Annotated in this window: 12 protein-coding genes; 10 read left to right on the top strand and 2 right to left on the bottom strand. The window is 59.3% G+C overall.

Going from position 1 to position 14196, the window contains the following annotated elements:
- Nucleotides 1-201: 201 nt before the first annotated feature.
- The 8 genes from ACQ4OB_RS18355 to ACQ4OB_RS18320 all read left to right on the top strand — a co-directional run bounded on the left by ACQ4OB_RS18355 (nt 202) and on the right by ACQ4OB_RS18320 (nt 8830).
- The gene (locus ACQ4OB_RS18355) at nt 202-534 is read left to right on the top strand and encodes a YceK/YidQ family lipoprotein (protein ID WP_430956177.1); all 333 of its coding nucleotides are present in this window, start codon (nt 202-204) and stop codon (nt 532-534) included.
- 176 nt (nt 535-710) lie between these two features.
- Nucleotides 711-2468 (top strand): carbamoyltransferase family protein, encoded by a 1758-nt coding sequence (locus ACQ4OB_RS18350; protein WP_046045679.1) that lies wholly within the window; start codon nt 711-713, stop codon nt 2466-2468.
- On the top strand, nt 2452-3582 hold the full coding sequence (locus ACQ4OB_RS18345; protein WP_074873088.1) for a glycosyltransferase: 1131 nt from the start codon (nt 2452-2454) through the stop codon (nt 3580-3582). The genes ACQ4OB_RS18350 and ACQ4OB_RS18345 overlap by 17 nt, the downstream gene beginning before the upstream one ends.
- Nucleotides 3582-4478, top strand: coding sequence for an antimicrobial resistance protein Mig-14 (locus tag ACQ4OB_RS18340; RefSeq protein WP_074873090.1), 897 nt, complete (start codon nt 3582-3584; stop codon nt 4476-4478). The genes ACQ4OB_RS18345 and ACQ4OB_RS18340 overlap by 1 nt, the downstream gene beginning before the upstream one ends.
- 8 nt (nt 4479-4486) lie before the next feature.
- Nucleotides 4487-5917 carry a PIG-L deacetylase family protein gene (locus ACQ4OB_RS18335; protein ID WP_102616453.1) on the top strand — a complete coding sequence of 477 codons (1431 nt, stop codon included), beginning with the start codon at nt 4487-4489 and terminating at the stop codon, nt 5915-5917.
- Nucleotides 5914-6870 (top strand): glycosyltransferase family protein, encoded by a 957-nt coding sequence (locus tag ACQ4OB_RS18330; RefSeq protein WP_074873096.1) that lies wholly within the window; start codon nt 5914-5916, stop codon nt 6868-6870. The genes ACQ4OB_RS18335 and ACQ4OB_RS18330 overlap by 4 nt, the downstream gene beginning before the upstream one ends.
- A gap of 39 nt (nt 6871-6909) precedes the next feature.
- Nucleotides 6910-7677 (top strand): glycosyltransferase family A protein, encoded by a 768-nt coding sequence (locus ACQ4OB_RS18325; RefSeq protein WP_074873099.1) that lies wholly within the window; start codon nt 6910-6912, stop codon nt 7675-7677.
- 4 nt (nt 7678-7681) lie between these two features.
- Entirely contained in the window at nt 7682-8830 is a 1149-nt protein-coding gene (locus ACQ4OB_RS18320; RefSeq protein ID WP_083383348.1) for an O-antigen ligase family protein, read from the top strand.
- 42 nt (nt 8831-8872) lie between these two features.
- On the opposite strand, the gene ACQ4OB_RS18315 is transcribed toward ACQ4OB_RS18320, so the two are convergent.
- Nucleotides 8873-9514 (bottom strand): toluene tolerance protein, encoded by a 642-nt coding sequence (locus ACQ4OB_RS18315; RefSeq protein ID WP_074873105.1) that lies wholly within the window; start codon nt 9512-9514, stop codon nt 8873-8875.
- A gap of 115 nt (nt 9515-9629) precedes the next feature.
- Here ACQ4OB_RS18315 and msbA point away from each other — a divergent pair, with 115 nt between their 5' ends.
- The gene (gene msbA, locus ACQ4OB_RS18310; RefSeq protein WP_430956167.1) at nt 9630-11429 is read left to right on the top strand and encodes a lipid A export permease/ATP-binding protein MsbA; all 1800 of its coding nucleotides are present in this window, start codon (nt 9630-9632) and stop codon (nt 11427-11429) included.
- Between the two features lie 235 nt (nt 11430-11664).
- Nucleotides 11665-13089, top strand: a complete 1425-nt coding sequence (hldE, locus tag ACQ4OB_RS18305) for a bifunctional D-glycero-beta-D-manno-heptose-7-phosphate kinase/D-glycero-beta-D-manno-heptose 1-phosphate adenylyltransferase HldE (RefSeq protein WP_074873111.1) — start codon at nt 11665-11667, stop codon at nt 13087-13089.
- Between the two features lie 112 nt (nt 13090-13201).
- Here hldE and ACQ4OB_RS18300 read toward each other — a convergent pair whose 3' ends face one another.
- A complete protein-coding gene (locus ACQ4OB_RS18300; RefSeq protein ID WP_074873114.1) occupies nt 13202-14170 on the bottom strand; it encodes a metal ABC transporter ATPase in 969 nt (322 codons plus the stop codon).
- Nucleotides 14171-14196 lie beyond the last annotated feature (26 nt).

Genomic DNA, 14196 nt, shown 5'->3' with positions numbered 1-14196 from the left:
GCGAGCAGGCTCGCTCTCACACTGGATCTCCGGCGACACAGATCCCCTGTAGGAGCGAGCCTGCTCGCGATGGGGCCAGAACAGTCCCCCGAGATTAAGGGACAGGTTCTTATGAAATGTCCTACATGATCTGCAGAACCCGTGAACTGTGCCCTGAATAGCCGCAATGCTAGTTTGCCTGACGTTCACGGAGGGCAGATTTTGACAATAAAAATAACGCTGTTGCTGGGCGCTTTTGCACTGGTTTTATCAGGCTGCGGGACCGCTGTTACAGTGCTGCAAGATGAAGAAGACGCGGCTCGCAGTCTTAGAAAACAGAAGACCTACTGCCAGTCCATCCCGCGTATCTACAGTGGTCTGGCGTTCGACTTTTGCGTATTGAATGCAGCGCCTGATCCCACGGGAATTCTCTTGCCGTTCGTATTGGTGGATTTCACCCTGTCGGGTGTTTTCGATACCGTCCTCCTGCCCTATACGGTTTACCGCCAGGCTACTGACGGCAATATCAGCATCTATTGGCGAGCAGGCCGCTGATGAGCAATGCCGCCTGCTATCGCCCGAGCCATCTTCACGGGGGCAATATGCGCTGGGTCATTCCCGCCATGTTTACGCTATAATCCCGCCCTTTAGCTGCCACTCGCCCTTTGCGAGGGCACATTAATCTTTGAGGCGCCTTGCGCCTGCATGCAGACTAAAGAGGCTAGACCCCTGTGGCATTGACGATTCTTGGCCTGTCCGGCGCCCTTAGCCATGATCCTTCCGCAGCCCTGTACATCGACGGCAAGCTGGTCGCGGCAGCTGAGGAAGAGCGCTTTGTGCGCGATAAACATGCAAAGAACCGCATGCCTTACGAGTCGGCGAAGTTCTGCCTCGAGCAGGCCGGCATCAAGCCATCCGACGTTGATGTGGTAGCGATTCCGTTCGCGCCGATCAGCCTGTTCGGCAAGGCTCGCTGGCAGTACGCCAAGCGTTACTGGTACGCCCCGGATCGCGCTCTTGACGCGATCCTGATGGGCAACCGTCGCTACAAGCGTTATCGCAACAAGATTGTCTGGTGCCTCGAGCAACTGGGCTTCGATCCGAAGAAAATCAAGATCGAGCCGGTCGAGCACCACCTGGCCCACGCCTCCAGCGCTTATCACTGCTCCGGCTTCAAAGAGAAAACCGCGATTCTGGGGATCGACGGCAAGGGTGAGTACGCCACGACCTTCTTCGGTTACGGCGAGAATGGCAAGATCCACAAGATCAAGGAATTCTTTGATCCGGATTCCCTCGGCGGCCTGTATGGCGCGATCACCGAGTTTCTCGGTTTCGATATGCTCGACGGTGAGTTCAAGGTCATGGGCATGGCGCCGTACGGCGACGCCAGCAAATACGATTTCTCGCGCCTGGCTTCGTTCGAAAACGGCGAGCTGGTGATCAACACCGACTACGCCAACGTCATCGGCCTGCGTCGTTACAAGGAAAAAGGCAAAGGTTACTACTTCTCGCCGAAGCTGATCGAGTGGCTGGGCCCGAAGCGCGAAGGTGATATCGCCGACGAGCCGTACATCCACTACGCAGCGAGCATTCAAGCGCTGTTCGAAAAAATCTCGCTGCAGATGATCGACCACTACCTGGGCGACGTGCTCAAGGAAACCGGCAAGCTGGCCTACGCCGGTGGCTGTGCGTTGAACGTCAAGCTGAACCAGAAAATCATCGCCCGCGATGACGTTAAAGAACTGTTCGTGCAGCCTGCGTCCGGCGATGCCGGCACCGCGGTAGGCGCGGCGGCCTATGTGTCCCATGCCCGTGGTGTGCCGGTCGAGAAGATGGAACACGTCTACCTCGGCCCGTCGTACACCAACGAAGACGTGCTCGCCGCGTGCGCCCGTCACCCGAGCAAGCCGGTATGGCGCAAGCTTGAGAACATGCCGGAAAACATCGCCAAAATCATGGTCGATGGCAACCCGGTGGCCTGGTTCCAGGGCCGCATGGAGTTCGGCCCGCGTGCCTTGGGCGGCCGTTCCATCATTGGTTGCCCGAGTGCGACTGGCGTGGCTGACCGCATCAACCACCAGATCAAGTTCCGTGAGCGCTGGAGGCCTTTCTGCCCGTCGATGCTCGACACCGTTGCACCGCAGATGATCAAGATCGATCACCCGGCGCCGTTCATGACCTTCACCTTTGAAGTGGCGGAAGAATGGAAGACCCGCGTGCCGGAAGTTGTCCATGAAGACGGTACGTCCCGGGCCCAGGTGCTCAAGCGCGAATACAACCCGCGCTACTACGACATGATGAAGGCGCTGGAAGTGCTGACCGGTAACGGCGTGTCGCTGAACACCTCGCTCAACCGTCGTGGCGAACCGATGATCTGCTCGCCGACGGACGCCCTGAACATGTTCTTCGGTTCCGATCTGCAGTACCTGATCATGGAAGACATCCTGGTGGTCAAAGAGGGCGCGGACGCATATGACACGCTCGGCTGAACGCCATGTGCTGCAGTTCTGTCACGGCTATGACGGGCCGTTTCTAGACTGCGCCCGGCAGTACGCCAGCCTGTTCGCGGGGACCGGTTATCGCGTGACCACGGTGTTTCTGACCGGGGCCGCCGATGCCGAAGTCGCCGCGGGCTGCGCTTCCGATGAGGTGCTGTTCATGGAATACAGCTCCAAGGCCATTCGTGGCCTGAAGCTGGGCGCCATCAGCGACCTGCGCAAGATCGCCGCCTCGCGCAATTTCAGTTTTTGCATCGCTCACCGTTTCAAGCCTGTTTATATCGCCTTGCTCGGCACGTCGTTGCCAGTGATTGGCGTGCATCACGCGTTTGACGATTACAAGCGCGGTACTCGCAAACTCTTCGCCAATATTTTCCGCAAGCGCCTGAGCCTGCTCGGGGTTTCGGATGCCGTACGCGACGACATGCGCCAGTGCCTGACGAAGTGGCCGGCGGCGCGGATTCAGACGCTCTATAACCGTATCGATGTGCAGACCTTGCAGGACAGTCAGGTGTCGGTTCGCGAGGCCCGGGAAACCCTTGGCCTGGCGCCGGATGCCTGGGTTGTCGGCAATGTCGGGCGGCTGCACCCGGACAAGGATCAGACCACGCTGCTGCACGGTTTTGCTGCGGCGTTGCCGGGCTTGCCGGCCAGCAGTCAATTGGTGATTCTCGGTGCCGGTCGACTGGAGCAGGACCTCAAGGCCCTGGCCCGTGAGTTGGGTATCGGCGACCGCGTGTTGTTTCTCGGTCAGGTGCCTGAAGCCCGACGCTATTTCCGTGCCTTCGATGTGTTTGCACTGAGTTCCGATCACGAACCGTTCGGCATGGTGCTGCTGGAGGCGATGGCTGCCGGTGTGCCGTTGCTCGCTACGGCATGTGGCGGGGCGAAGGAAGTGGTCGAGGGCGTCGGTATCCTGTTCCCGCTGGGCGATGCCGAACACTTGGCTCAAGGGCTGCAACATCTGGCCGCGATGGATGAGCAGCAGCGTCACCAGTGTGCCGAGCTGATGCTCGATCGCTTGCGTGAGCGCTTCTCCGACCGCGCGGTACGCGATGCCTTCTGGCGTTTGCCGCACGTTACCGAACTGGCGTCGAGGGCCTGATGCTCAACCGATTTCAAGGCTGGCGCGAACGTGGCTGGGCGGTAGTCGACGCCTCGACATATGCCCAGGCCTGGCAACGATATGGCGGCAGTGTCGCCACTCATCCCATGGTGGTCGAGCGGCTTTCGCAGCTGGCCGACATTCCTGTGCGCTACCTGGCCTGGGAGCAAAACGGTGAAGTCAAAGCCGCGATCCCGACCTGGGGCCGCGACCTTGCCTTGTCCAAGGACGTGCTCAAACGCTGCGGTAAAAAAGGCCTGTTCGACCTCGGTAATGCCGAGTTCATCCTGCCGGCCGCTGCCGATGCACAAGCGCCGCTGCGTCATCGTGGACGCTACCTGTCGGCGCTGAACGAAGGCCGTTTTACCGGCATCAAGTTGCAGGCTGAACAGCTGGCGATGGCCCGCACACCCGAAGAACTGTCGAAGAAGTTTCGCTACAACCAGCGTCGTGAATTGCGATTGCTGGAAGAAGCGGGCGGAGTGGTTCGGCCGGTCGCGGAGTTTTCCAGCAGTGAACTGGCGGCGATCTATTGCGACCTGTTCCAGCGTCGCTGGGGCTTCCCGGCGACGGGGGCCGAGCGCATGGCGGAGGTCATCGAGTTGCTGCGTGACTTGCTGATCGGCTCGGTGATTTTTCTCAACGATGCGCCCATCGCGATTCAATTGGTCTACCGTGTCGAGACACCGCAGTGGATCAGCGTCGAGTACATCAATGGCGGCGTCGATCCCGAAACCCGCGAATTCAGTCCGGGCAGCGTGCTGAGCTTTATCAATACGCAAAGCGCCTGGGAGCATGCCCGGGCGTTGGGCAAACCGTTGCGCTTTTCTTTCGGTCGCGCCGACCGTGAATACAAGGATCGCTGGTGCAATCCTGTGCCGGTGTTCACCGTATGAGCCAGCCCATGAACCGCAAACAGCAATTGCTCAAGCGCCATCGGCGCAACAAACGCATCGGTCTGCTCATCGCGCTGGTGCTTTTGATTGCCGTGGGTGTGCTGGTGGCCTGGTGGCTGCCGCTGGTGCTCGCGGTTCTGGGCTGGATTGCCCACGAAGCCTGGTTTGCCGACCATTTGTTTTATTCGCCCAATGACGATTATCAGTACAGCTTTCCACCGTACACCCAACAGCCCAAGGTTCATCTTGACGGTGAACGTTTGCGCCTGGACGACGGGGTCATGCTGGTCGACGACGCCACGCTGATCCTGGCGCTACGGATAAAAAGCACTTGGCTGGGACGCTTCATCGATCCCGTGGTCGAGTTGTCGGGGGGAGATAACCCGGACCGACAAACGTTCGAGCGGGGTGTGAACGGCCTGCGTTACCTCAATCTCAGTGGTCAGGCGCAGGTTCTGTCGCAAGGTGAGTTACGCCTGCGCGGGCGGTTCTGCCGACTGCTGGGTGAGCCGGTGCTCAGGGCGTTCGAGCATCCGGATTACAGCCGTCAACGGGTGATGGTGATCGCACCCCATGCCGACGATGCCGAGTTGGCCGCATTCGGCCTGTACAGCAGCGCCAGTCAAAGCTGGATCGTGACCCTGACTGCCGGTGAAATCGAGGCCGGGCACTATCAGCAGATGGGGCTCGATGGCGTCGAAGCGTCCCGGTTGAAAGGCTCGCTTCGTGCCTGGGACAGCCTCAGCGTGCCGCTGTGGGGTGGTGTACCTCAGGAACGCTGCATTCAGTTGGGCTATTTCTGCCTGCAATTGCCCGTCATGCAAAGCGCGCCGACCGAGGCCGTGGTCTCCCGTGAGGCACAGCTGGGCGATACCCGATTTTTTCGACGGTTCAATCCGTTTGCCCTGGGCAGTGACGTCGATGGCATACCGTCCTGGAACAATCTGCTGGCCGACCTGAGTGAGTTGATCGAGCGTATTCAGCCTGAGGTCATCGTTTTGCCACATCCGCGTTTCGACCCGCACCCGGACCATCTATGCTCACAGCAGGCGGTAATGCAGGCACTGAACGGTACAGCCTGGCAGCCCGGCACCTTATTGCATTACGCCAATCATCTTCACGACAACGATCGCTGGCCAATGGGTGATGCCGGGACCGGTGTGACCCTGCCGCCACAGATCAGTAATCACGAACCGTTGCGGCCCTGGGCGCTTTGTCTGTCGGCTGAAAAGCAGTGGCACAAGGCTATGTCGTTGGGCATGATGCACGACCTTCAGCCCCGACTTCCCCTCAAGCGTCTACTTCGTCGGGCGATCCAACGTTGTCTGGCGGCCCGTCGCTGGCCGGCTTTCGGCGAAAACGAGTTCTTCCGTAAAGCGGTGCGACGCCACGAATTATTCTGGGTCCAAGAACTGTCTGGAAAGAGAGAGACCAATTGAAAGTTCTGTTTCTGGTGCAGAAAGAGCAGCGAGCGATCCTCGATCGACTGTACGACGGTATCGCCGAGCACTGCGACTGCGACAAGCGCGAGCTGACCAGCGCGGAGCAGGACGACCTGCGTGGATATTTCCGCAAGCATGTCGATGTGACCCGCTACGACCGGATAGTGTTTTTCCTGCGCTTCAAAAAAGAAATCAGACAGGTGAGGTTCATCCAGACCCTGCCCAATCTGGTTATTCTGGAACACGATGCGTACCAGAACTACATCCCGTGCAAGTACACCGGCAAGTTCAGCGCCCATTACCGCAAGCTGCCCTGGGTGCGGGTGATCAGCTCGGGCTTCATGGTCAGCCAGCGCTTGCGTGAGGAAGGGTTTGACGCGCATTTCGTGCCCAAGGGCTACGATCAGGCGTTGTTGCAAAACTGCCAGCGTGAACGTGATATCGAGCTGGGTTTCGTCGGCAGCCTCAACAGCGTGGCGTATGCCGGGCGCAAGGCCATGCTCGAGTCCGTGGCCGAAGTGGAGAACCTGCTGATCACGCGCACCAAGTCGGGCGAGGAATACTGCGAGACGTTGAGTCGGATCCGTTACTTCGTGAGTGCCGACGTCGGCATGGGCGAATACATGATCAAGAACTTCGAGGCCATGGCCTGTGGTTGTGTGCTGTTTGCTTACGATCAAGGGGAAGCAGAGAATCGCGCGCTGGGGTTTGTCGATATGCACAACATCGTGCTCTATCGAACCCGCGACGAACTCAGGGAAAAACTGGCGGTGTTGCGCCAGTCCCCACAGCTGACCGAGACCATTTCATTGGCCGGGCAGGCTTTGGTAGAGCAGCATTACACGTTCCGGGCGGTAGGACATGCGATCGTCGACGCCCTGCGTGCGCCGTTGCGCGAGCATGTTCCGCTGGGCTGGAAAGAAAAATTACGCTTGTCGCTGGGGCTGTGAAGCCGGGCGATTACACAACCAATGGTGCGGTGCAAATAAATGCTGTTCAGCGAGACTAGCGACATTTCGGTAGTAATCACTAGTTGCGGTCGCTTCGATCTGTTGAAGCGTACGCTCGAGACGTTTGACCGGTTCAACACGGCTCCCATTCGTAAGGTGTTCATTACCGAGGACTCCGGCGACAGCGCCGTAGAGGCCTGTATTCCGGAACACTGGAGAGCGCACACCCAGTTCTTCATCAACCAGCCACGCCTGGGGCAGTTGCGATCCATCGATGCCGCTTATGCCCAGGTGCAGACATCGTGGATTTTCCACTGTGAAGATGACTGGGACTTCTATCGCGAAGGGTTCATCGAAGAGTCCCAATGCCTGCTGGAAGAAGATCCCCAGGCACTGCAAGTGTGGTTGCGCAGCTTCAATCATGACCTGATGGTTCACAGTCCTTATGTGTTCCTGAACGAACGCAAAGTCAGCCATGGCATTCCTTTCTACGTACTGGGCTCGCAAAAAGCCGAGTGGCAAGGTTTTTCCTTTAATCCAGGGCTGCGCCGTCGTGCGGATTACTTGATGCATGCACCGTATTCCGGTTTCTCCGGGGAGAAAGACCTGTCGCGCCTGTACGCTGGCGAGAACCGCTATGCGTTGATTCTGGAAAACGACGCGGTACTGCACACCGGCTTCGGAGAGCATGTAGTGGTTCCGAAGGAGCGGGAGAACAAGTTACGGCGTAAACGTCTCGATCGGCTGAAGCTGATTGCAGCTCTTATCTTGGGTCTGGCAATAGGTTGGGTGCTCCATGGAATTTAGCGGCATGAAGCCAGCAAAGAACACCTTGACCTATTTCGGCGCAGTGCTTTGCCTGTTTCTGTTGAGCTTTGTGGTGGGCTGGTCGTCGAAGTGGACCAACAACCTGTTCTACGTCCTGATGGCATTGCCGGGCCTGGTCTTCCTGATCAAGGAGCGCGGTGCGGGCTTGCTCAAGGAGCCAATGGCATGGGGCTGGCTGGCGTTCATTCTGTGGTTTCTGGTACCTGCGACGATTGCCGGGCAGTTGCAATTCTACAAACACGTCTTCTATGTACTGATGTTCGTGATGGTGGCCGCAGCCCTCACCGATCCGCAGTTTTTCCGCAGCGCAGCTTTTATTCGCGCTCAGTTCTGGATTCTGACGTTGTACATTTTCGGCAGTGCGCTCTACGGATGGGCAACCGGTGAGTTCGCCGTCGGTAGCCGGGTGGCGATACTTCCGGCACGCCTGGAGAATGTCATCTACGCCAGCATCTGGCTGTTTTGTGCGTTGGCGCTGGCGCTGCCAATCTGGCTCAAGGAGCGAAAGTATATCGAGGGTGGCCTGGCCATCGTGTTGTCGGTGTTCGCGGTAGCCTTCGTCCTACAGACGCGCACTGCGTTCGTGGGGGCTGTGTTCCTGTTTGGCATCTGGTTGCTTTACGGCATTTATCTCAAGCCGCGGCTGGTTGGCACTGCGGTGGCGATTGGCGCGGTTGTTTCAGGCCTGTTGTTCCTGATGGTGCACAACGAAGCCTGGTACCAGTCCCTCTGGACTCGAGGCGATTCGTACCGTATCGAAATCTTCCAGATCATGGTCGGCGAGTGGCGCCACTGTGGCTGGACGCTGGGCTGCGGCATCAACTTTCATACCGCCCAGGTGCTCGATGGCTCTATGCCGATTCAGCATCCACACAACATTTTCGTAGCGCTGGGGCTGTACAGCGGCGGGGTCGCGCTGGCGTTGTTCGTCGCGCTGATGGTCGCAAGCCTTTGGCAGGCCTGGCGTCTGCGCGACGCGTGGGGAATGTACCTGGCGTGTGCGCTGGTGATGCTGAATTTCGATGGCAGTTTGCTGATCGGTAACCCTGACGAATTGTGGCCACTGGTGCTGCTGCCCGCCGCGATGATCCTCTCTCGAGTGCTGAAGACGCGACAACCTGCGCTGGCGTAATGCCTGGCCTTCGCTTCCTCCCCGGAGGCGAAGGCCGTCAGATCATTTTTGCAGTGCGACGCTCAGCTCTTCCTTGGAGCAGATGCTCTGGGTCTGGCCATAATGCTGCATGAAGACTTCGCCGCGACTGTCGAGCAGCCATTGGCGATCTTGCGGGTAACGCACCATATGCTTGAAGTTGCGCAGCCGCAGCGTCTTGCGCAGCGGACGGCGATACACCCGCAGGTCGGCGATGTCGATCAGACCCAGCTGATGTTCGGGTGTGAGTACGATGTTGCCCAGGTGCGCCGAGCGAAAGTAAATCCCCCGCTCATGCAAAGTGGCCATGAAGACCCCCAATTGGCCGCGCAACGGATCGGCATCGCCCTGGATGTCCAGCAACTGACGCAGGGTCTGGCCCGGCAGCGGATCGTAGTGCACGGCATCGCGCTCGATACTCGCAATACGGTAAACCTGACGAATCGTGGGGCAGGGGATGTGCCGTTCACGCAATGCATCGCAGTTGTCGGCAAAGCGTTTGGCGTACGGGTACCACGCGGCCGACGTCAGCAGGCGTTTGCGGCGAAACAGTTTGAGTATTGAACCGTCCGTCAACCGCAGAACCTTGTCCCCCGAACCATCCGCTTCAAGGACTTGTGCTCCCTCGCGCAGGGCGAGATATCGGGTGTGATCAAGCGCTTGCATCAATACTCCGGGTTGGGCGCCGTGAGGCATGGATAGCCGGCCATGTTACCGCAGCTCAGCGACTAAAATGGCCTGTGTTACACTCGCGGGCTCTTTTCTCATACAACGGGTTCTCATGACCAGCCCTGATTTGCCTGCGCCGTCGAGCTTGAAGATTTACCTGCGCCTGCTGTCGTATGTGCGCCCGTACTGGGGCATGTTTGCCATCAGTATCGTCGGCTTTGTGATTTTTGCCTCGACGCAGCCCATGCTCGCAGGGATTCTCAAATATTTCGTCGATGGCCTGAGCAACCCCGAAGCGGTGCTCTTCCCGACTGTTCCCTATCTGCAAGATTTGCAGTTGCTGATGGCCGTGCCGCTGCTGATCATCCTGATCGCCGCCTGGCAAGGACTGGGCTCTTTCCTGGGCAATTACTACCTGGCCAAAGTATCGCTGGGGCTGGTCCACGACTTGCGGGTCGAGCTGTTCAACAAGTTGCTGGTATTGCCCAACCGTTATTTCGACACCCATAACTCCGGGCACCTGATTTCGCGCATCACCTTTAACGTGACCATGGTCACCGGTGCTGCCACGGACGCCATCAAAGTGGTCATTCGTGAAGGCCTGACCGTGGTGTTCCTGTTTGCTTACCTGCTGTGGATGAACTGGAAGCTGACGTTGGTAATGCTGGCAATCCTGCCAATCATCGCAGTGATGGTGAGCAGCACCAGCAAAAAATTCCGCAAGCAGAGCAAGAAAATCCAGGTGGCGATGGGCGATGTGACTCACGTGGCCTCCGAAACCATCCAGGGCTATCGCGTGGTGCGCAGCTTCGGCGGCGAGAGCTATGAAGAACGTCGTTTCGCCGAAGCCAGCCAGGGCAACACTGACAAGCAACTGCGCATGACAAAGACCGGTGCGGTCTACACGCCCATGCTGCAATTGGTGATCTACACCGCCATGGCGGTGCTGATGTTCCTGGTGCTGTTCCTGCGCGGCGATGCCACCGCCGGTGATTTGGTGGCCTACATCACCGCAGCGGGCCTGTTGCCCAAGCCGATTCGGCAACTGTCGGAAGTCAGCTCGACCATCCAGAAAGGCGTTGCCGGCGCCGAGAGCATTTTCGAGCAACTGGACGTCGAGCCAGAGGTTGACCTGGGTACCGTCGAGCGTGATCGCGTCAGCGGCCACCTGGAAGTGCGCAACCTGAGCTTCACCTATCCAGGGACCGAGCGTGAAGTGCTGAAGAACATCAGCTTCACGGCGGCACCGGGGCAAATGGTCGCCCTGGTCGGTCGTTCGGGTAGCGGCAAGTCGACCCTGGCCAGCCTGATCCCGCGTTTCTATCACCACGAAACCGGCGAAATCATGCTCGATGACGTGGAAATCGAAGACTATCGCCTGCGCAATCTGCGTCGACACGTGGCACAGGTGACACAGCATGTGACCCTGTTCAACGACACCATTGCCAACAACATCGCTTACGGTGACCTGGCCGGCGCCCCGCGTGCCGACATTGAAAAGGCCGCCACGGATGCTTACGCGATGGACTTCATCTCGGAAATGCCGCAAGGCCTGGACACCCAGGTCGGCGAAAACGGCGTGTTGTTGTCCGGCGGCCAGCGTCAGCGCCTGGCGATTGCCCGGGCCTTGTTGAAGAATGCACCGTTGCTGATTCTCGACGAGGCAACGTCGGCACTCGATACCGAGTCCGAGCGACACATTCAGGCGGCACTGGATCAGGTCATGAAAGGTCGCACCACGCTGGTGATCGCTCACCGGTTGTCGACCATCGAGAAAGCCGACCTGATCCTGGTCATGGATCATGGTGAAATCGTCGAGCGCGGCACCCACGCTCAACTGCTGGCGCAAAACGGCTACTACTCGCGCCTGCATGCGATGGGCCTCGATGCCCCGGTTGGCGACATCGCCTGACCCCACAAAAAGGGGTGAGCCTGGCTCACCCCTTTCGCACACCCGGCGTGCAATGCGCCCGGCGGTTTGTATCCAGACCTTTACCTTCCTTGACCAAACTTGTCGATTGTCCGGTTTTCTGATCAATAAATGATCAGAAACATCTGCCGAACCCTCCCATTGCAGCCGTCACACAAGCCCACGCCAACCCTGTGTTAATATCGCGCCCCTGTTCATTTTGTATGTGGGTTGCTCCATGAAGTTGTCCATGCCGCGATTCGATCAAGCCCCTGTCTTGGTGGTCGGCGATGTCATGCTCGACCGTTACTGGCATGGTGGTACCTCACGGATTTCCCCTGAGGCGCCGGTACCGGTAGTCAAGGTCGAGCAAATCGAGGACCGCCCGGGCGGTGCCGCCAACGTTGCGTTGAACATTGCCGCCCTCGGCGCCCCGGCCTCGCTGCTCGGCGTGACCGGTGACGATGAAGCCGCCGACAGCCTGGCCAACAGCCTCAAGGGCGCTGGCGTGCGAGCGGTGTTCCAGCGCATTGCGCACCAGCCGACCATCGTCAAGCTGCGGGTCATGAGCCGTCACCAGCAACTGCTGCGTATCGACTTCGAAGAACCTTTCGCCACCGACGCGCTGGCGTTGGGCGAGCAAGTCGACGAATTGCTCGAAGGCATCAAAGTGCTGGTGCTGTCCGACTACGGCAAAGGCGCGCTGAAAAACCATCAGGTGCTGATCCAGGCCGCCCGTGCCCGTGGCATTCCGGTGCTGGCCGACCCCAAGGGCAAGGATTTCTCGATCTACCGGGGTGCAAGCCTGATCACCCCGAACCTCAGCGAATTCGAAACCATCGTAGGTGGTTGCGCCGATGAGCACGAGCTGGTGAGCAAGGGCGCGCAGCTAATGCACGACCTCGACCTCGGCGCGTTGCTGGTGACCCGCGGCGAACACGGTATGACCCTGTTGCGGCCGGATCATCCGGCGCTGCACCTGCCGGCCCGTGCCCGTGAAGTGTTCGATGTGACCGGTGCCGGCGACACGGTGATTTCCACCCTCGCCGCCGCCATTGCCGCTGGCGAAGAACTGCCTCACGCGGTGGCCCTGGCCAACCTGGCGGCGGGCATCGTGGTCGGCAAACTCGGTACGGCAGCCATCAGCGCGCCGGAACTGCGTCGCGCGATCCAGCGTGAAGAAGGTTCGGAGCGCGGTGTGCTTGGCCTGGAGCAACTGTTACTGGCCGTCGATGATGCGCGTGCGCATAAAGAGAAGATCGTCTTCACCAACGGCTGCTTCGACATTCTGCACGCCGGCCACGTGACCTACCTCGAACAGGCGCGGGCTCAGGGTGATCGCCTGATCGTGGCGGTCAACGACGATGCGTCGGTCAGCCGACTGAAAGGTCCGGGTCGTCCGATCAACAGCGTCGACCGTCGCATGGCTGTTCTGGCAGGTCTGGGCGCCGTGGATTGGGTGATCAGCTTCGCTGAAGGCACCCCGGAAAACCTGCTGCGCGAGGTCAAGCCGGATGTGCTGGTCAAGGGCGGGGACTATGGGATCGAGCAGGTCGTCGGCGCAGACATCGTGACCGCTTACGGCGGAACGGTGAAAGTGCTGGGGCTGGTGGAAAACAGCTCGACTACCGCGATTGTCGAGAAGATCCGCAAGTCCGAGTAACACTGATCGTTCCCACGCTCTGCGTGGGAATGCAGCCCGGGACGCTCCGCGTCCCAAAGCGGACGCAGAGCGTCCATTGAGGCATTCCCACGCAGAGCGTGGGAACGATCAATCAGGAGCTGACTTTTTTACGCGGTACGATTCTTTTCAGTAATAGCTTGGCCTTCCCACGCAACCGCGCCAAACCTGAATCTTTCCCCGGCGGGCTCAAGCCCTGTTGCCGCACCCAATCTTTCCAGCGAATCCGCTCATCCCTCACCAGCCAGCCTTCCTGCTGGGCAAAACTCTCTGCCAGGTACAACCCGCGAGTACTCGCCGGGTACAGCTGATCCTTTTTCAGGGTGTAGAGCTCGGCCATCGGTTGACCGTCCTGCAGCGGCATCAAATACAAATCGGGACGTTTGCGATCAAGGCGGGCCACCAGTTGATCGCCTTCCAGTCGTTCGTCGACATGGAACAGGCTCAGGGATTTGGCCTCCTTGGGCACGTCCAGGCGCAAGTCATAGATCAATTGCAGCGAGGCCGTCGGCAAATGCACGTAGGCCCGCGGGCGTTCGATCAACTGCATCTTGGCGCAACGCACCGGCCGCGCCGAACCGGACAACGGCGTCAGGCGAAACGGCAAGGCTTCACGGTAATGCAGCGCGGACGAGTAGGGCGCCGGCAGCCACGTGTCGTTGAAACGCCCGCCGAGCCAGCCTTCCGGGGTTTCCAGCAGGCACTCTTCGGCAATTTCCTGAATCGCGGTGTGCAGTGGCAGGTTCAGTTCATGGGCGGGCACGTAACCGGAGATCAGCTTGAGCACTACATCGCCGCGGTCTTGCCGACGCTGACGCACCAACACCCAGTAATCGCGGTTCTGCCAATGCAGGGTCAGGCGCACCGAGACCCCGAGGTTGGCCAGCTCCAGCGAAAACCGCTGAGTGTCGGCGACCGTCACCGGGCGGCGACGTTGCAGCGTCTGGGAGAAATTGAGCGGCATCCCGACGCTTTGATAACTCAGGCCTTCGGGAGTCGCTTCGACGAATAACGGCAGGGTCTTGAAGTTGCTCGGGTTCTTTCTTATGAGCGTACGCGGCATGTCGGCTCCTGCTTAAGGCCGCGTGG

Origin of the sequence: Pseudomonas sp. ES4 (genome assembly GCF_050586665.1) — a bacterium.
Classification (GTDB): Bacteria; Pseudomonadota; Gammaproteobacteria; order Pseudomonadales; family Pseudomonadaceae; genus Aquipseudomonas; species Aquipseudomonas frederiksbergensis.
This window is presented reverse-complemented; position numbering and strand designations above follow the sequence as displayed.